Source organism: Bacteroides sp. An279 (genome assembly GCF_002159615.1).
Classification (GTDB): Bacteria; Bacteroidota; Bacteroidia; order Bacteroidales; family Bacteroidaceae; genus Phocaeicola; species Phocaeicola intestinalis.
Map to the genome: position 1 here is coordinate 1 of NZ_NFJA01000070.1, position 19,566 is coordinate 19,566.

21 protein-coding genes are annotated in these 19,566 nt (G+C 42.7%); 5 read left to right on the forward strand and 16 right to left on the reverse strand.

Features of this window, described 5'->3' with window-relative positions; genetic code table 11:
- Positions 1–285: 285 nt before the first annotated feature.
- Together B5F78_RS12005 and B5F78_RS12010 are read right to left on the reverse strand one after the other, a co-directional pair.
- Positions 286–720: a nucleoside deaminase gene (locus B5F78_RS12005; protein WP_087406806.1), complete on the reverse strand. Its 435-nt coding sequence runs from the start codon at positions 718–720 to the stop codon at positions 286–288.
- A 6-nt stretch (positions 721–726) separates the two neighbouring features.
- Positions 727–960, reverse strand: a complete 234-nt coding sequence (locus tag B5F78_RS12010) for a hypothetical protein (protein ID WP_022040680.1) — start codon at positions 958–960, stop codon at positions 727–729.
- 118 nt (positions 961–1,078) lie between these two features.
- Here B5F78_RS12010 and B5F78_RS12015 point away from each other — a divergent pair, with 118 nt between their 5' ends.
- The 5 genes from B5F78_RS12015 to B5F78_RS12035 all read left to right on the forward strand — a co-directional run bounded on the left by B5F78_RS12015 (position 1,079) and on the right by B5F78_RS12035 (position 5,562).
- Positions 1,079–1,444, forward strand: a complete 366-nt coding sequence (locus B5F78_RS12015) for a YraN family protein (RefSeq protein WP_022040681.1) — start codon at positions 1,079–1,081, stop codon at positions 1,442–1,444.
- 474 nt (positions 1,445–1,918) lie between these two features.
- Entirely contained in the window at positions 1,919–2,656 is a 738-nt protein-coding gene (locus B5F78_RS12020; RefSeq protein WP_087249649.1) for a biotin--[acetyl-CoA-carboxylase] ligase, read from the forward strand.
- 21 nt (positions 2,657–2,677) lie between these two features.
- Positions 2,678–3,988: an MATE family efflux transporter gene (locus B5F78_RS12025; protein ID WP_087406807.1), complete on the forward strand. Its 1,311-nt coding sequence runs from the start codon at positions 2,678–2,680 to the stop codon at positions 3,986–3,988.
- Positions 3,989–4,131: 143 nt separating this feature from the next.
- Positions 4,132–4,335 (forward strand): hypothetical protein, encoded by a 204-nt coding sequence (locus tag B5F78_RS12030; protein WP_087406808.1) that lies wholly within the window; start codon positions 4,132–4,134, stop codon positions 4,333–4,335.
- 18 nt (positions 4,336–4,353) lie between these two features.
- Entirely contained in the window at positions 4,354–5,562 is a 1,209-nt protein-coding gene (locus B5F78_RS12035) for a hypothetical protein (RefSeq protein WP_087406809.1), read from the forward strand.
- A 29-nt stretch (positions 5,563–5,591) separates the two neighbouring features.
- Here the strand turns inward: B5F78_RS12035 and B5F78_RS12040 are convergent, their stop codons facing one another.
- From B5F78_RS12040 to B5F78_RS12105, 14 genes are all read right to left on the reverse strand, one after another.
- Positions 5,592–6,830 carry a hypothetical protein gene (locus B5F78_RS12040; protein WP_087406810.1) on the reverse strand — a complete coding sequence of 413 codons (1,239 nt, stop codon included), beginning with the start codon at positions 6,828–6,830 and terminating at the stop codon, positions 5,592–5,594.
- Positions 6,831–6,950: 120 nt separating this feature from the next.
- Positions 6,951–8,714, reverse strand: coding sequence for a hypothetical protein (locus B5F78_RS12045; RefSeq protein ID WP_087398352.1), 1,764 nt, complete (start codon positions 8,712–8,714; stop codon positions 6,951–6,953).
- Positions 8,715–8,812: 98 nt separating this feature from the next.
- A complete protein-coding gene (locus tag B5F78_RS12050; protein WP_087406811.1) occupies positions 8,813–9,841 on the reverse strand; it encodes a nucleotidyltransferase family protein in 1,029 nt (342 codons plus the stop codon).
- Entirely contained in the window at positions 9,834–10,604 is a 771-nt protein-coding gene (locus B5F78_RS12055) for a glycosyltransferase family 2 protein (RefSeq protein ID WP_087406822.1), read from the reverse strand. Before B5F78_RS12055 ends, B5F78_RS12050 begins: the two co-directional genes overlap by 8 nt.
- Positions 10,605–10,705: 101 nt before the next feature.
- Positions 10,706–11,617: a glycosyltransferase family 2 protein gene (locus B5F78_RS12060; RefSeq protein ID WP_087406812.1), complete on the reverse strand. Its 912-nt coding sequence runs from the start codon at positions 11,615–11,617 to the stop codon at positions 10,706–10,708.
- Entirely contained in the window at positions 11,610–12,167 is a 558-nt protein-coding gene (locus B5F78_RS12065; protein ID WP_087406813.1) for a hypothetical protein, read from the reverse strand. The genes B5F78_RS12060 and B5F78_RS12065 overlap by 8 nt, the downstream gene beginning before the upstream one ends.
- A gap of 461 nt (positions 12,168–12,628) precedes the next feature.
- Positions 12,629–13,726 carry a glycosyltransferase gene (locus B5F78_RS12070; RefSeq protein ID WP_087406814.1) on the reverse strand — a complete coding sequence of 366 codons (1,098 nt, stop codon included), beginning with the start codon at positions 13,724–13,726 and terminating at the stop codon, positions 12,629–12,631.
- A complete protein-coding gene (locus tag B5F78_RS17635) occupies positions 13,723–14,097 on the reverse strand; it encodes a hypothetical protein (protein ID WP_206421954.1) in 375 nt (124 codons plus the stop codon). Before B5F78_RS17635 ends, B5F78_RS12070 begins: the two co-directional genes overlap by 4 nt.
- Before the next feature lie 35 nt (positions 14,098–14,132).
- Positions 14,133–14,366: an acyltransferase family protein gene (locus B5F78_RS18085; protein ID WP_087406816.1), complete on the reverse strand. Its 234-nt coding sequence runs from the start codon at positions 14,364–14,366 to the stop codon at positions 14,133–14,135.
- A gap of 143 nt (positions 14,367–14,509) precedes the next feature.
- A complete protein-coding gene (locus tag B5F78_RS12085) occupies positions 14,510–15,490 on the reverse strand; it encodes a glycosyltransferase (RefSeq protein ID WP_087406817.1) in 981 nt (326 codons plus the stop codon).
- 3 nt (positions 15,491–15,493) lie between these two features.
- On the reverse strand, positions 15,494–16,720 hold the full coding sequence (locus B5F78_RS12090) for a glycosyltransferase family 4 protein (protein WP_087406818.1): 1,227 nt from the start codon (positions 16,718–16,720) through the stop codon (positions 15,494–15,496).
- A 40-nt stretch (positions 16,721–16,760) separates the two neighbouring features.
- Positions 16,761–17,672, reverse strand: coding sequence for a glycosyltransferase family 8 protein (locus B5F78_RS12095; RefSeq protein WP_087406819.1), 912 nt, complete (start codon positions 17,670–17,672; stop codon positions 16,761–16,763).
- Positions 17,672–18,994 (reverse strand): hypothetical protein, encoded by a 1,323-nt coding sequence (locus B5F78_RS12100; RefSeq protein ID WP_087406820.1) that lies wholly within the window; start codon positions 18,992–18,994, stop codon positions 17,672–17,674. Before B5F78_RS12100 ends, B5F78_RS12095 begins: the two co-directional genes overlap by 1 nt.
- Positions 18,985–19,446, reverse strand: a complete 462-nt coding sequence (locus tag B5F78_RS12105; protein ID WP_087406821.1) for a hypothetical protein — start codon at positions 19,444–19,446, stop codon at positions 18,985–18,987. The genes B5F78_RS12100 and B5F78_RS12105 overlap by 10 nt, the downstream gene beginning before the upstream one ends.
- Positions 19,447–19,566 lie beyond the last annotated feature (120 nt).

Genomic DNA, 19,566 nt, shown 5'->3' on the forward strand with positions numbered 1-19,566 from the left:
CTGACGAAGAACAGGAGCGGAAAGGACCAAAAAATCGCCCAAAGCACACACGAAAACGGATACATCAAGCCAAGAAAAACTTTTTGGAGAAATTCAAAACAGCTTCTAACTCCCTCTATACTTTAAACGGTATTTTAAAATGTGCATTTTCTGCCTCTGTGATTTGAAAATTTCACACGCATATAAGTCCATTATTAATCTTACACCAGACTATCTGTAAAATAAAAAAGAATCATAAGGGTAGTATGGTTCTTTAATAAAAGGAGCTATAACCAGTAACGACCTTCACCGGCGTCTCCGGAAAAACCCCTTCATCAAACCGGCGCACTCGTCTTTCAAGATACCCTGAACCACCTCGGTCTTCGGATGTAATGCCGCAGGTGCGTAACGCATATACCCGCGCTTCTCGTCTTCGGTGCCGAACACCAGCTTGCCCAATTGTGCCCACGCTATGGCTCCAGCACACATCACACACGGTTCTACCGTTACATAAAGCGCACAATCATTCAGGTACTTGGCTCCCAATGCATTTGCCGCAGCCGTAATGGCCTGCATCTCGGCATGTGCCGTCACATCGTTCAAGGTTTCGGTCAAGTTATGTGCACGGGCAATGATACGGCCTTGGCATACTACCACCGCACCTACAGGCACTTCTCCCCTTGCCGATGCTTTCTCTGCCTCAGCCAACGCCTGTTTCATATAAAACGTATCATCTGCCATATCCCGTTACCTCCGCATATCGTGTTCTTTGAATAAAGTAGGGTAATCCTCTTCCATTTTCTGATGAATAAACGTCAAGACCGTTTCCCTGAACCACCGTGCCTTATTGGTTATCTGATAGTGTTTCAGGTAGCGCTCAATAATCTGTGCCTCCTCTTCGCTGAGCAGACACACCATCCGTTGCCTACGCGGAGGAACCGACGCCGGCACTTTCTTCCGTTTTTTTCCATTGTTCATCATCTTGAGTGCAAAATTAGTTCACTTTTTTCTCTTCTGCAAAGCAGACCAAGATTAAAATTAGAAAAGCAAAGAAAATACAACAAGATTACGTAACTTTGCACACAAAAAACGTACAAATATGGCAGAACATAACGACCTGGGCAAGGAAGGTGAGGACGAAGCGGTGCGCTACCTGACCGAAAAAGGATACTGCATCCTCCACCGCAACTGGCGACGGGGAAGAAACGAACTGGACATTATAGCGACAAAAGACGGACAGCTGGTCTTTGTGGAAGTAAAGACCCGAAGGAACGAGACCTACGGACACGCCGAAGATGCGGTAAACGACCGGAAAATACGCACGCTGGTCTCACTGGCAGACTCATACATCAAGAAGTTCGAACTCGACCTCCCGGCACGTTTCGATGTAATAACGGTAATAGGCGAAAAGCCTCCCTTCCACATTGAGCATATCGAAAATGCATTCCTGCCGCCCATTTGGTAACACCTTTAATATATATAATAATGAGTAGATGTTCGTATTTTGTTTATTTGAATATCCGCAAAATGTCAATGGTATGAAAAGGAGTTAAAAGGAGTTATGCCCGCTTCGCTCACAGGAGTTAAAAGACAATAGTTCTGTTAGGATTTCCATTAGTAAATGTATTGGCTTCTAACTCCTTATTGGTGAAATGCGGACATTCATATAAATAAATGAGCCGGCATGGAACTTCTTAGAAGCTGTTTTGAATTTATCGTGCGATGATTGGGGATGAGTTTTTGTAGAGACGCAAAATCTTGCGTCTTTACTATGGGAAGATAGTGGGATATCTGACAAAGAACAGGAGCGAAAAGGACCAAAAAATCGCCCAAAGCACGCACGAAAACGGATACATCAGGCCAAGAAAAACTTTTTGGAGAAATTCAAAATAGCTTCTTAACTCCTCAAAAGATAATATCATTTAATTCTGATTACTTTATGAAATATCCTAAACCTATATATCTGCAAGAAACTACTTCGACCAACTCCTATCTTGCCGCCTTATGCGACCACGAGCCTCAAGCCAACCTGACCTGCGTGTACAGCGCATACCAGACAGCAGGACGCGGACAACGTGGCAATACATGGGAATCTGAACCGGGAGCCAATTTGCTATTCAGCTTCGTGGTATATCCCAGTTCTCTGAAAGCCGAACAGCAGTTTCTTCTCTCACAAGTCACGGCACTGGCACTTGCCGATGCACTTTCGGCACATACCGACAGTATCTCCATCAAATGGCCCAACGATATCTATTGGAGAGACCGGAAACTATGCGGTACCCTCATCGAGAACGACTGGGACGGTGCATACGTCAGCCGCTCCATATCAGGTACAGGCATCAACCTGAACCAAAAACGGTTTGTAAGCAATGCTCCCAACCCCGTTTCGCTTACGCAAATCACAGGTCTACTTTATAATCCGGCTACAATCCTGGAACAAGTAATGGAACGTACAAGCTGGTATTACGGTCTGCTGGAAGCGGGATGCACTGATGAAATTGCCCAACAATACAAACAGATGCTGTACCGCAAAACAGGTTTCCATCCTTACCGTGATGGTAAAGGTCGCTTCATTGCCCGCATACACGATATAGAACCTTCGGGAAGGCTGGTCTTGGAAGACGAAAAAGGCACCCTCCGGAAATACCTGTTCAAAGAAGTTTCATTCGAATTGTAAACCACCTTTATAAGATAACACATGTCACTCAATATATCATTCACAAGCCAACGCATACTGCATATTGCCCTTCCTTCCATTGTCTCGAACATCACCGTTCCCCTGCTGGGACTGGTAGATGTCACCATTGTCGGCCATTTAGGCTCGGCCTCCTACATCGGTGCCATAGCCATAGGCGGCATGCTGTTTAATATGATTTACTGGATATTCGGTTTCCTGCGCATGGGAACAAGCGGACTCACGGCACAATCGTACGGTGCACACGATCTTCCTGAAGTGACCCGCATCCTGCTCCGCTCGTTAGGCATCAGCCTTTTATTGGCACTTGCCTTATTGGTATTGCAATATCCCATCCGCATCATCGCTTTCCACCTGATTGATGCCAGCCCGGAAGTTAGAGAACTCGCATCACTTTATTTTCATATCTGTATTTGGGGAGCACCAGCCACGTTGGGACTGTATGGGTTCACCGGATGGTTTATCGGGATGCAGAACTCCCGCTTCCCGATGTTCATAGCCATCGCACAAAACGTGGTAAACATTGTCGCCAGCCTGTTTTTCGTGTTTGCCTGCGATATGAAAGTGGCAGGAGTAGCACTTGGAACCCTCATTGCCCAATACGCCGGACTCTTTATGGCATACCTGCTGTGGTTTCGGTATTACCGTCCCCTGCGCAAATATGTCAGACAAGGAGCCGTTTTCACCCGTAAAGCAATGTCACGCTTCTTCCAGGTGAACCGTGACATCTTCCTGCGCACACTTTGCCTGGTAGCAGTCACCGTATTCTTCACCTCTACAGGAGCTGCGTATGGCGATGTTACACTGGCAGTCAATACCCTGCTGATGCAGCTTTTCACCCTGTTCTCATACATTATGGATGGATTTGCATACGCTGGCGAAGCTTTGACCGGAAAATACATCGGTGCACGAAACCGTACAGAACTTCTCCGCACCGTCCGCCACCTCTTCGGCTGGGGTATTATGCTCTCGCTGGCTTTCACCCTCCTGTATGGCATCGGAGGAAAAGGATTCCTCGGCCTGCTCACCAACGAACAGACAGTAATTGATGCTTCGGGCACTTATTTTTATTGGGTGCTTGCCATCCCACTTGCCGGTTTCTCTGCCTTCCTACTCGACGGTATCTGCATCGGAGCCACCGCTACATCCATCATGCTGAAAGGAATGTTTGCCGCATCAGCAAGCTTCTTCCTTATTTATTATACCCTGCATGACTCGCTCCAGAATCATGCCTTATGGATAGGCTTTCTCGTCTATCTGGCTTTGCGAGGCATCGTACAGGCACTATTGATAGCACGAAAAGGCATCGGTTAAAACCTGTTGGAGAGACAGACGTATCTAAAATCAGGACATGTGACTTTTTATCACCTCTTCGTGACGAACCGTCACCCCTGCTTTTACCATCGATACAAGATAATCTTTACTTTTGTCCAGTAAAAAACCAAATTTATAAAGCGATGAAAAAGGAATATACTAAACCAACAGCAAAAGTTGTTGAATGGGATTTTAATGAGGCGGTATGCAGCACTACCGTTTATAATGCAAGTCCATGCATATTGATAGATGACCAATTTGGAGGAACAACCCGAATTGACCACCGTTCAAGTTCTGATGCCAATAGCATTACATGGAAGAGGTGGAATGGAAGTGGGAGCAATTAATTAAAAAGGAGAGTAAACATGAAAACAATTCAAAACGTTTTGATAGGAATATCTCTGCTATTTTGCGGAGGGCTGATGTCATGTACAGACGATACAGAAACAACAGATGTACAACAATCTGTTAAACCTGGATTATATTCCATAGATATCACACTAACAGCCGAACCGGGAGTAAAAAGCGAGACAAGGGGATTAGATACTGAAAATGGAGAATTTACCAATGTATATCCATACGATTACATTTACATACATTCAGCAAAAACAGATAATACACATCAGTCAATAAGAATACCTTTAGAAAATGTAGAACATTGCGATGGTTGCCAAGGTATCCACATGCAAGTAGAAGTTAAAGATGAAGAAAACGGAGGAGGATACATTATACGTGCAGGAGAAAAAGAAATGACTTTAAGTGCAGATGATAAAGTCTATTTCTCAACAATTGAAGGCCCTTATTGGGAAGCCGAAACCAGTGGAGCAACTCCCGTCAGTGGAAGCAATGTATTCGTACAAAACGATGAGATAAACAAAGAACTGCTTAAGAGCCAAACCTATACAAAAGACGAACTTATCGATTTAATGCAGCAAGATATTTCGACCATAACAATGACAAGACACGTCACTGGATTCAGAGTTTATTTTATGTTTACACATGTAACAGCTGATGGTAGTACAGAAAATAGTATAGATTCAGTAAAGTGGTCTACTGAATTAAAATGTAACCCAGATGATTTTTCTATTAAGCTCTATTTAGGTCCCAACTTCTGTCATCAATACGATGTTTTAAACGATAAAGTTGCATCCGATGATGTAGGAGGATACTATGCAACCAATGACCAAACCTATCAACCATTTGAGCGAGTACAATATTCATATACAACCGGAGACAATGGCATCGGTTTATATCAAGGGTTCGGATATGTAACAGATGCTTCCAATTATTTATTATCCCCTCTCAATACTTCAATTCCTGCTACGGATTTCAGTATATATGCATTCATCAAATACAAATCTTCTGATTATTCAAGCGATGAAGGTGCTTCGTGGTTCCAAGCACAAATACCTGGCATTACGTTAGAGACCAATCGAATTCATTATATCATCATGGCTTTTGACATCGAAGATTTACGCAGTCAATTCTTGCCAGCAACAACTACGTTATCCCGTACCCCATGGTCGGCTCCAAGAAAGATTGGTATTAAACCCATCAAAGTAATCTGCAATTAATTCTTTTTCATTTGCAAAATATTTCTTCATCAGTCTGTCTTTTTCTTTGCCACAATCGCTTCATGCCGCTGTTTGGCTTCCGGACAATTACGTCTCACATATCCTCCCAAACTATTATATACCAATCCCAACCGTTTGGCTATCGACTTCAGTTCCTCATCTGTCGTTTCATACAGGCGCACGGCTTCCGCATATTTCTCGGCAGCCTGCCTGGATACTGTTTTCCCGTTTGCAGCCTTCATCATCCCTAACCTCTTCGACAGTTCCGGCTCATGTTCTTTCAGATACATCCGAAACGTCTCCGGATGCAACCCGAACTCTGCAGCCACCTTAGCCACCTGTCTGGGATTGGCTTTCAAACTGTCAATGGCATCGGCATATTTGGCAGAAGTCGATTTCAGGTAACGTTTGGTAATACTCAAATCAATATCATCCCGGTCTTTTCCCGCAGCCGACATTCCCCTTCGTTCCAACATCAAATCCCGGTGCCATGTACGCAGGTAATAACGGAAGCCTTCCAACGGAACTCCCGCCCGCTGCACAATATCCTTTACAATGAGATTCGTGTTCCGGTACAGTTCCAGAGCTTCCCGGTACCTTTCCACTGTTTCCGGATCAGGAACGTGTTTCCGGCCATTCCCGGATATGTGTCCGATTTTTTTCTTACCTTTCTTCGCCTGCTCACGTTCGGAAAAACGTTTTTCTATCACCTCTTTATGATAGAAGCGCAGATGCTGGCTCAGTCCGCCTATGGATACACCACAAAACTCTGCTACTTCGGATATCGTCATATCCGTAGTCTTATACATCTCTACTGCCTGCGTATAGACTTCCGCACATTGGCGCCGCGCACCACGCCAGGTATTATCAGCTATTCCCAGTCGTAACTTTGCCTTTTCCCTCCGTTCCAGCACATCAGGATAATGCAGGCGCAGAAAATTGCCCAGTCCCGTAGCAGTAACACCAAACATGCGAGCTATTTCCGAAATACTCAATCTGATATACGACAGGTTATCACAGGCTTCTACTGCTTCCTTATATTTAAGATGAGCGTCCGGCCGTTGCCCACGTTTCGAACGAAGCTTTACCGAACATTCCATGCCTTCCATGCCATAACGCTTCAGCAATAAATCCCTATGATGCCTGCCCAGATAAGCCCGAAAGCCAGCTACTTCCACATTACATGCTTTGGCTATCTGCACCGCAGACAAGTCGGTCTCGGCATACAGCCGAATAGCTTCCTGATATTTCTGATGGATGGATGCCATAATCGTTTTTGAAGGTAACAAGGTGACAAGATGACGAGGTGACAAGGTGACAAGACTTTAAAAAACCTTTAGCCAAACGATTCAGGACCTTGTCACTTCAACACCTCGTCACCTTGTTACTTATTTATCAATCACGCAATGAATCCGTACTTTTACGCAGCGGTTCAGTTTTGCGTTCAAACCTCGTGTACTCTTATCATTTACTGTTACAATCGGGTCGGTCAACGCACTAATTGAGAAAGCACTGTTTGCCACATTGTCAAACATCGCATTACCTCTCAGCCACTTGATTATAGTATGTGCACGATTGTATGCCAATGTTTTGTTACGCTCCAAACCAACGTTCTCAGCATTCTCACCAATATAATTATCCTGACTGGTAGCCAAACCTTCCGCCTGTATATTCAAGATACGTCCTTTCTTCAGTACCTCAATCAATTCTTTCACACTTGCACTATCAGCTGCCTGTGCCACATAACCATCATTGCCTTCGATGGCAGCATAAACGTCAGCAAAACTATACAAAGCTGTATGACTATCTTCCACCTTCATATTTTCTTTTATCACATTCAGTCCGGCATGTGCATTCAAGCCATACGAAGCACTTTCACGATAATTATCGTCAGACAATAGGCTTTGTGTCGTAGTCTCTTTATCGACACGATAATACCAAGTCTTTCCACCTTCATAAATCGGTGCATAAAAATAATCCATCTTTTCTTCGAACGTACGCATACTTGCAGGATCCATACTCAATGAAATCGGACTTTCAGACATTTCATATCCACGAGAAACACCATCTATCAACATACACCGATAAGCTTTTTCAGTCGGTATATCCTCTGTTGCCAATGAAGTCAGAGATGTACCCGAAGTCAGCCGTCCGTCTACAGCGTCTGCATCTACGAACTTTCTTTGTGTAAAGATACCCGATGCCAGATAATCGACAGCATTGACAGGAGCACCTGCTACGATAGGTGCATCATCACGTCCTGAATAATTGTTCGGGAAAAATACATAAAATTCCAACGTTCTGTATTCTGGACAGTCTTGTACAGGGACAGGCAGATAAGTATTGTTGATATACACTGGATTCTGACAAGGAATACATCTGTCCCAATGACGTTTTTTAATGTAATAAGTCACACCGACACTTAACCCAATGTTTCCATCCCACCATTTACTGTTTTCATTGTTTTCCTTTAGGACTATACCGTCAAAGTTCGTCTGAAACAAAATGGCATGTGCTTTCACATCCAGTGAAATCCGTTTCTTTTTATCAAAGAAACGGCTGTATTGCAATTCGAAATGCCCACTCCATTCATTACGTTGCTGCGGAATATCCCGATGATGCACTGCACCAATGCCGACAGAAGCAATAAACTGATTCATCAATTCATCCGATTCTTTTCCTTCATATCCCTTAATCAGACGCGAAAGGTTGAACATGGCATTAATATTAATGTCCCACCATTTCATTTTCGATTTCCAGTAAAGCGTACCATCTGCAGCAGTCAACGGATCCCCATACGTAAAGTACGTTTCTTCCTTGCTGTAGCCTTTCGAATTAGACAAACCGAATTGTGCTTTCACACCGATACCTGGTGTAAACCATTTACCAATACCTACATTGAAGTCGGGCGTCAGCGTCCCCGAAAAATCTCCAACACTTACATAATCACCCGTGTAAGCATGTCCGCCAAAATCTCCTAAGACAAACCAGTTATCCCAAAAACGGTTAGTTACCACACGATACCTATCATCCGTAGGTTGAGGCTCTATTATCTCCTCATTTACCAAAGTATCGCTTACCACTGTTTGTGCATGAACATTACTACCGAATAACAATAGCAACATTCCAATTCCCATTACTAATTTTCTCATTTTACTTAAATATTAAATGGTTGATAATTCTTATTTTTAGGGAACAAGTTGACAAGATGACAAAGAAACAAGGCTCAGAAACCTTGTCTACTCGTCAACTAAAAGCCTACCCTTCGCATAACCTGATGCAGCAAGAACCAACACACCTCATCGGGCATCATGCCGCCCAGCCGCAGGCTCCGCCTCATCCAGAACCAGGCATGCCTGCCTGTCCGTACAAAAGGAAAACGCTCTTTCGATCCCTTTTCCTCTTGAACCTGTTTCAATAAACATCCTTCATGAAATATCACCTCACGCATCAAGGCAAAATCTTTATCGCTGAACAGAGGAACAAAAGGATAACTATTCGCCCCTCCCAAATAAGTATCTATAAATCCGAACAAAAACCTGCTGAACCTCTTCAAACGTAACCGCTCCAACATATATGCCAGCTTAGACTGATTCAAATGCGCACGACGCAACATCATCGTCACATCACACACCTGCTTCAAACCAATCCCATACGTCAGGAAATGCCGCCGCAGGTGCACAATCAGGCAAACCAAATAAAGCTCGTTACTGCTCCCTTCTTTCAGCCAGTCCTGAAGACGGACATTCATCACCGGATTATAAAGATATTCCCGATGCGGATGAAACTCTACAGTAGTCAATCCCTCTTCATGCACCACCAGGTCGCCCCATTCATTCCGAAACGGAACACCTTGCCCATGCAACCATTCTTCCAGTTTTTGCCAACCCTCTTCTACCACCAGGTCGATATCTCCAAAACTTCTGTGCAACGGATACGGATACCATGCTGCCACCGAAGAACCTTTGAACACCTGTACCCGAATGTCTGCCTCAGCAAGCCTTCCTACCCATTTTTCTTCCCTGCAGGCAATACGCTCGTTTATCTGTTCCAGGTAAAACAAGTGGGCAATCCATTGCTCCCACAAGTCACGGTCGGGACGTAAAGACACAGATGCCACCCCGTCTATAAAAACTCCCGATACAGCCTGCACAGAAGCCATACGGAACAACTCATTCCATTCCTCACGTGTCAGGACATGCTCCGGCTCTCTCGTTTGCGGCATGTCGCCCAATCCCCTGCGTAAGAAAAAACAGAAAGCCTCTCTCAGGTCAGTCATTGGTAAAACTCCGTTTCAGTTTCGCTTCGATAAACTGGGGTATCTTCCAACCCATCTTCATCAGCTTTTCAGGTACTCCCCAAAAACCATGCTCTTTATACAGCCTCACGTCTTCTTTCCACATCTGTATCCTGCGTGCCGCATCGGTCGAAAGCCCTCCCACACGCATTTTTAATACATATTTGTTTAGATACTCTACATGCAACCGTTCTTCATACAAATACCTTAAAAGCAATTCCGAATCAGATGCTATCTTATAACTTTCATCATACAGTCCCAACCGTTCCATCACTGTACGTTTAATATAGACTGTAGAATGTAAGGGAAGCCAACCTATCCGGACCTTCCAATAACGGTAATTTCCACTTATCCAATTCCGTATGACACGATTTGTATCTTTTCCATCCACATACAGCCCATTCCCATAGACCATATCTGCCTGTGTCTTGCAAAACACATCAGCTATATCTGAAAGAATATGATTATCGAAAAAAAAATCATCCGAATGCAACAACCCCACCACATCTCCCGTTGCAAGACGAATACCTTTATTAATACCTTCATACATTCCTGTATCGGGTTCAGATATTACCTTCGTGATTTTCCCTTGATACGAATTGATTATTTCCAGCGACCTGTCCTTACTGGCACCGTCTACAATGATGTATTCAATGTCCTCGTAATCCTGAGACAATACGCTTTCGATTGTCTGCCCGATAGTCGCTTCCCGATTAAAACAAGAAGTGATAATAGAAATTTTCACCATGAAATAACAGTTGAAAAAAATGTGCTGATGTGCTAATGTGATAATGTGTCAATGTGCCAATGTGATAATGTTGATAATGCACATTGTTTATTAGCACATTATTTATTAGCACATTGCTTATAATTCTCTATCAAATAAGTCTTAATTCGCTCTTTATCGAAATCGAAACGTTTTTTCAGTTCATAGATTTTGGCATCTACCAACATACGGTACCAAAAACCTTGCAAGATGTGCCAGATAAAGCCTTCTTTCCCGTCACGGAACCCGCCTTTCAGGATATAACGGATAAAGAAATTAATAAACGGACGTACAAACAGAGGAGCTTTGATATATTTCAGCTTCAGCCAACGCTTGCGTTCCGCTCCTGTCCCCAAAAACTTAGGTTGTACCTCTTTCTCCTGATTATCCAAACCATATTCCATAAGAAGCATATTAATAGCTTCCCTGTCCGAATAACCATTATGCTTTTGCGTCCACCAAGACAAATCATTCAGATTATCATCCGTTTGATCTCCATTAATCGATATGGTATCACCTGAAAAAACAATCAAGTGTTCGTCCATCCATTTATCCTCACTTGCACCAAATCCCTTACGGATAATTTTTATCTGCTGTGCAGGATACCAACCACCATGCAGCAACGGCCTTCCCATAAAAACAATTTTCTTATTTACATAAATACCGTTTATATCATCAGGAAGAGCATCGATTTTTTCTATAACCTTTTTTGCTAAAGTCTCTTCAACATATTCATCCGCATCAACCCGCCAAATCCAATCTGAAGAAATCGAACAAACATTGATAGCCCAATTAAATTGTTTAGCTTGATTCTCAAACGGATGCCGATATACTTTTGCTCCTAACTCTTCAGCTATTTCACAAGTCTTGTCCGTACTGAAGGAATCAATCACAAAAATTTCGTCACAAACACCTTCCAGCGAATGGATACAACGCCCAATATGCTTCTCCTCGTTTTTTGTGAGGATGATGGCGGCAATGGAATTACTCATTCTTAATAATTCTTTTTTTAATGATTTTCGCCGGATTACCTCCCACTACCAGATAATCCTCCACACTCTTATATACCGAAGCCGTTGCACCTACTACGGCTGCTTTTCCTATACAAACCCCTAAACCAATAAAAGCTTTCGACCCTATCCATGCCTTTTCCCTTATCCATATAGGAGCGGTAATCAATGAGTCGTCTGCCGTATTCAGCATGTCCACATCATGCGAAGCCGTACACAGATAGCTGTATTGCGACACCACAACATCATCTTCCAGCAACACCGTGTCTTGATTATAGCAAATCACGTCAGGTCCCAAGCACGCCCGGTGTCCCATCTGCAAGTTCCACGGTGCCCAAAGCCGGACAGAAGCATACACTTCTGCATCCCATTCCACCTTAGCCCCAAACAATTTAAGCAAAAAGATACGCCACGGACGAAATATTTTGGTAGGGAAAGGACGGAACAGGCAAAAACAAACCACATTCCAAATCGCTCTTTTAACTTTTACCGATAAAGCCACATATCCGGGCGTGTGTTTCGCCAAATTCATATACGATTAAATTAAGTTGAACATCCGCAAACATCTCAGCATACGCCCGAATGCGCCAACTTATCCGCGTGGATACTACGAAATTCTTCACTAACGCTACTTATGGCAATTAAGTAAATCACCCACTATTCTTGGGAATTTAACAGTTCAAGCATATAGCATGGCAACTCTGAAAAGGAAGAAAGAGTCTGCTGAAATCAGAAAAAAAACAGTCCGCTCAAACGAACATAAGTGACAAGGCTGACTTACTTATGTGAAACGCCCGAGTTACTTATGTGAAACGGCCAAGTCACTTATGTTCATCAAAATGCATGCTTAAGTTCGAAACTATGTCTACTATTTCTTCTAATTTCTGAAATACGACTTTACGTACCTTAAAAGGAAATCTTTGCATAGCTGTTAGGAATCCATTTTTGCAAATTCTTATTAATCATTAATTTACAAGTGCTTACATCCTATTTCTATTGCTTCATCAAAACTTTATCATACAGTCTGACCATAGCTTCCGCCATGTTCTTTACCGAATACTTTTCTTCTACCAGCCTGCGCCCGTTCTCCCCCATCGCTTCTAATTCCTGTTCGTCTAACGAAAGGAAAACGTTCAAAGCTTCAACAAGAGGTTGCGTGCCTATCTCTGTCCACCAACCGCAACGGTACGTCTGCAACTCTTCCCATGGAGTCCCTTTGGTTGTTACGACCGGTGTTCCACATGCCAAAGCCTCAGCCACTACGATGCCGAAGTTTTCCGAATAAGTAGGAAGCACAAACACGTCGGATTGCCGGAACAGCCTCCACTTCTCGTCTCCATATACTCCGCCGCAAAACTTAACCAACTGCCCTATACCCAACGATTGCGCTTTAGCCCTCAACTGGTCTATATAAGCTGTATCACCTTCCCCTGCAATATAAACAGTATAGCTTTGCAGCCTCTCTTTCAGTACGGCAACTGCTTCCAAAAGAAACTCAATGCCTTTCTTTACATGGATACGCGACAAGAACAAAATCTGCCTGTTTCTTTTCCACAACGGTTTGATAGCAATGCTGTCCACATCAATGCCGTTGGCAATGACTTCAATATTCCGGTTACACCCCAACTTCAGCAGATTCTTCTTCTCGCTTTCTGCCGTAGCGTGCAGGCAATCGGCTTTCGCTACCGCCCTTTTCTGGTACAGCCAAAGAGCAGGCAGTTTCCGTATCCAATAATGGCGAGCCATAATCCATGGTTCTAACATACCATGCGGTGATAATACGACTCGATACCCCATTTGCTGCGCATACCACTGAACACAAGCACACTGAGGCATCCAACAACCATTAATATGTACAATGTTCGGATGTATCTCATTCAATAACCGGCACCACTTCTTTTGCATTCCCCCAAACAAGGAAGCACTAATAAAACAAACGCGAGCATTCGCCACCATCACAGGATTCTGAGAAGGATGGGTAACAATATACAGGTCAACTAAATTACCTAATTCTGCCGCAAGAAGCTGCATATAGGCAGTAGTACCGCCGGAAGAACGGTCGAGGGAAGGGATGTAGTGGAGAATAATCATCGTTTCCATGGCTGACACGGCTCCTTACCGGATAAACAATCTACCATATAGTGTGCTATCACTTTTCCACTAATACATTGTTCTGCCGCAAGAAATATAATTGCCCCTAAGGCATTGTCAATTCCCCATGGCAAAGGAATGGGCAATAACTTCAAAATACCGACGTGCAAAACAATCCATATCGCCACAAGTACCAAATACTTATATTTACTCTTCCACGAATGCGCCATACCTACAGCCATTGAACCCACAAACAACGCATTTATATACCAAAAAGGGAAACTATAAACTGTTATGTTAAAACTTCCGGCATAAAACACACGCGCAATGTTTTTAAGGATAGGTTCAGGATGAAAAATGATATAAAACACAATGCAGTATGCGAAGTATGGGAAAATGTACTTTGCTATTCTTCGCAATTGGTAAACATTAAAGATTTTTTTATTGAGATGACAACATCTGCGGGAGTTAAGAATGTACGGGTAAGGTAACCTGTTATCATGAAAAAAGCCGGCATATGAAACCAATACACATCTATCAATGGAATTTTGAAAGAAGTGTGTCCCATTACAACCGTAACAATCAACAAGCCTTTCAGAATATCAAACTCCGGTTTACGCACAATAGAATCAGCGGACATATTGTTACAACTTTTATAAGCACTTAACTTAGGGCATCCCTTATGAAAGGACACTTTTCTGTATCTTAAACTAATTCGTTTTGAATATTAACATTAGCTTGTAATCAAGATGATTTTCGCTAGGATAATTTATATCAAAAATATTAGATACGGCTGATATATCTTTCCACTACCATTTCCGGACGGAACCGTTTTACGTTTTCCAATCCGGCAACAATAACCTGCGCCCGATAGTTATCATCTCGAACCAGTCTTTCAAACAACGTGCGATATTCTTGTATATCCAAAGGATTATCCAGCAACGCGGCATCTTTGCCCGCCACCCAATCCATAGGAGCCCTGCGAGTGGTTATCACCGCACGGCCAATGGCTTGCGCTTCCATAATAGGCATGCCAAAGCCTTCGTAGATGGAAGGAAAAACAACTATATCGGCCTTTTCATACTCCTGGAGCATTTCTTCATCTGTCAAGTTATAAACATTGGAATAATTCACGTTCAATGCTCTTGCCAACTTATGCTGGGCTGGGGTCATCTCCCGAACAACTCTTAAATGACATTTTTGTCCAGCCAGCATCCGAATGGTACTTTCCAGATTTTTTTGCGGATCTGTACCAATCTGCAAAATACGCGGACAGGATTTGTCCAACTGATGAGGAAAGAAATGATACCCTACATCCACGGCATGGGGAGTGAACACACCCATCTTCCGTGAATGCACATAGCGTCTTACTTTCCGATAGGTCTCTTCTGTGATACAATCGGTACGGTCAGCCAGTTTTATAGGCAAATAAATCCAGAAAATCCATTTATAAATCCTATTCCACACATTAGGTGCCTTGATGATGGCATAATCATCGTGAACAGTCAGTATGGATTGTACGCCCATCAAGCCTAAAATGCAATAATGAATGTCACCCGTCACGTGGTTAACCCCGGTCTTGCTCCGGTGTTTGCGGACAAAGAGAATGTTTCTGAGTATATTGAGCGGATGAGCACCTGCATAAGGGACATTATACTCCCTGACCAGATACCGCTTCTTCAACTCCGCTATCAACGGAGCAAAACTACGGGTGATGCTATGGCCACAACAAGTGGCACGGTGAAAAAAGACGAATTCCATCATACTTTAAAGTATCCAGGACAGCATCTCATCCCCATACCGTTTCCACGGACGGGCTGTTGCCGTTTGTCTGGCTGCCTCTCCTACCTGCTGCAACATATCGGGCTGCGCAATCAACTTTTCCAGCAATTCCTTTATAGGCTCTGACGTACCTGCTGGAAAAATCCACCCGTCCTTGCCATGAGTTATTACATCCGGACCACAAGTCCGGTCTGTAGTAACCACCGGTGTACCCTGAGACATAGCCTCTGTTACCACCAATCCGAACCCCTCGAACAAAGAAGGGAAAAGCAATAAATCATGTTCTGCCATCAGCTTCAATACTTCGCTATGAGGAAGGCTTGGTATATAATGCACTTTTGCCAATGCTTTCTGCAATGCCGGACATGCATTTATCGCGCCACTGCCTACCACTGTCAGTTCTACGGCTTGCTCCAGACCATCAACCGCCTCAAACAGATAAGATATACCCTTTCGCTGTGACAATCCGCCCACAAACAAAAGTTTTATTTTCCTGCCTTTCCATGGTTGATAAATCCGTTCCCGATTAACAGGGGGAAAGCCATAGGGCACCACTACGACATCCGACAACCTTTCCGGAAACCATTGCAATGTTCGTTTGGTAAAACTACTTGCTACAAATATTCTGTCTGCCAAAGCCAGTTCCTGATTCTTACGCGTCAATTTTGTATCGGAATCCTGAAAGCCCCCCAACGTCATTGCCCATGCCGGATTTTTCTGCCGTTCTTCTTCTAATAATTCCCGCATGGCACGCCAATAGCCAATGGGCAATTCATAAAAACAAGTCTTTCCGTAACGTTTGGCCTCCTGAAAAGTCCGCAATGCCCCATCTTCATAAGCATATACGGCATCCATCTGTGCATGCTTGTCCCGAATATACCGGGCTGCACAAACATCTACATAATGATAAACCGCATCTACACAAAACATTCCACTCTCATGTTTTGTCAAGCCTTGCCACCCTAACTTCGTGGAGACCATACGCCCCAACTCCTTCCAAGGATACGTATAAGTTTTTCCTTGAAGATTTTTGTCAAATTCCCTGCGCCTGAAATCTTTCAAAGGACCAACACTTATGTGATAGAGCGGACTGCCCCGGAAACAGGCGATGCTGGTGTGGAAACTTTCCAACAAGCCATGTTGGTCAATAGTTTCGGTCCAAGCGCGGACGTTGGCGTTTCCGGTGGGATGAGAAAGTAATATATGTTCCATTTTCCTAAGAAATTCCTAATTAAACCAACCGCTTCAAATCCTAATCCCCATAAAAAATAGAAAAAAACATCGCCACGACATTTTTACAATGCCGCAAAGCAATGATCAAAAGACTTTTTCTCCTATTGGATTGCAATTTCAAATCGCAAATTCCATTCCAAGGTACAAGCTGCGCACATTTCCTAAAATCCTTTTTATAAGGATTCACACATTCTCGGTACCACGGCTTGGCAGGACCTGTAAAATGTACAATCCGTGCATTACGCCACAAAGTCTTTATATATTTCTTCTGATCGCTCCGCACCAAAGGAGGAAACGCAAAATAACCCGTATGACAATTCCATTGGGGATGAATAAACTTGATAGTTCCGTGCAAAACGGCATTGATGGCATCTTGATCCGGAAGTTTTACCAAGTGCGTTTTCAGAAAATCCATCAATTGTTGTTGAATATGATGTGCTCTCCAATAAGCCAAATTTATTAATAAAACCCCACTGTTGGCGTAACCTTCAGCATAATAATCATACCCGATATAATCTTTAGTGATGGAGTACGAAAGAATAGTATCGTAGACAGCCGCACAAGAGTATCCCGAAATATCCATATTCCACAGTTCTTGCAACGATCCCATTACAATCAAATCCGCATCCAAATACAACACTTTATCTAAAGGAGGCAACAACGATACAGACAATAACCTTAAATAAGCAGCCCAAGAATAAACACCCGGATTAGGGAATCCATCCAATAAACTTGCATTTACCGGATAAATCAGCAATTTCGCATCAATATAGGAAGAGACAAGCTGACTTATCCGTTGAAGATTAGATTCATCTACATCAATTGTAAACAAATGAATCCAAATTTCTCCTTTATTATGCTCTAATAACGAAGTTATCGCTATGGCAGCATAAGGACAAAATTCATTATTCGTAGCAAATACAATATCCATCACTTACGAGTATGAATAATTTCATATTCAGACTTTACAGCCAATGTCAATGTCATGGCAGCTACCCAAACACTAAAGCCAACATCCGCAGGAGTTTGCCCAGTTCCTGGACGTATCAGAAACAAAGATACAGCAAATAGTAAGGGAAGTAGCGTACATGTCCGTACTTTCACACACCGGTAGAAAATATAAAACAGCAAAATCCATTTATACAAAAACATTACGCAGCCCATCAGGTAGCCATTTTCCATTGAGTCTGAACCTCCTTCTTTGGTCAAAAATTGTTTTTTCCCAGTCAACATCACTGCTGCCACATTGGTACTCATCCCAATGCCTTCCCCGTAAAAGAAAGGCACTTCATTGCTATTCAACAGGTCACTGAACATACTCACGATCTTTCGCTCGACAATGCTCTCTGTCACAAAGTTTCCTTCCGATTTTCCAGCCATTACAAAACGTTCCTGCATATTATCAACGGCTATCTGTATGCGTTGATTAGCTAACAACAACGGAGAAAGCACCAATAAAATAGCCATAAAATAAAAGAGACTCTTCTTATATTTTTTTGTCAGAAAAGCCAGTCCCATAGCCCACAAAAATATAATCACCACTTCTGCCACCACAGCACGGGATAAAGAGACGGGAACAGCAACTACCCAACAGACAAACGATGCCCATAAGATATATGGACTAACCCAAAACTTACGCTTTTCCCACTTCCGGTTAGAGAAAAAACAGGCAAAAAAGCTGCAGCCTGCCCATACCATATACAATGCAATCCCATTCGTGAAAGAGAAAGTCCCGGAAGGACGGAAATAGTTACCTACACCGGAAAATCCGGAGCTACCTTCCCCACCTACCCCTACATTAAAAAAAGAAGTTTGGGGAGTGAAATATTGCAACAACATCAGCAGGGTCATTCCCATAGTAATATACAAGGTGCATTTGCACATTGACATCACGTCATCCAAGTTCATAAACAAGGGAATGGCAAAAATGAGAGGTATATAATATATCCAAATGCGGACTCCATAAAGAGCTACCAATAAATTCTGATGGCCGAACAAAAGAGTTGTAATCAGGGTAATAAATGCTATGCCCCAGGATATACGCACAAACGGGTTCTTCCACAATCCCCGTTTGCAAGCTATCCATACCAAATAGATTGCCAACGGGTCGCGAATGACCAAAAATATATCTGACAGGGAAGGCAAGAACCATTTACGGAAAGCTCCCTCGAAAATTAGCAGGAAAAAGAACAGCCAGATGGCGATGTTGCAGAGTTTATATTTTTTCCTATTAGAGATATATTTCAATACCATTTTATAAGCGACTTTAATCGGGTCATTTTATCTTTACTAAATTTCAGAGCAAGATAAATAGGCTGTAAGTAATTGAACAGAAGCATTTTGAATTTCCTTCCCCATCCATATTGATTCCTTTGAAGAGACGCTTTTGCAAAAGGTGTTTCTTGTAACAAATCTCTATATATAGTTTTTTTAGGATGCAAACAAAATCTAAACCAAGGACGCTCGGCAAAAAATGAAGTGTAATGCAATATAATTGGATTAGATCTTGCCTGAAGAAATTCTTCTAAAGAATAGTAAGTATTCATAGAGAAAAATTTCAATAAATCATCATATTTATGGATTAAATAAATAGGAGATTGAACATTATAAGCAAGTGGCAATATACCATGATTAGGTATTACTCCATTTATGACACCTTGATCCAAATATGGAACTTTACCATCAAATCGATTAATAAAATCCAAAAAGCTTTTTACAATAGAGTTTATGTAAATTAGTTATGATAGTTCCAAGGGTTGATTTTAATTCTGAGATTATGCAGTGCCATACATGTGGAAAAGATGTTTTCTACAAAGTTGTTTGCC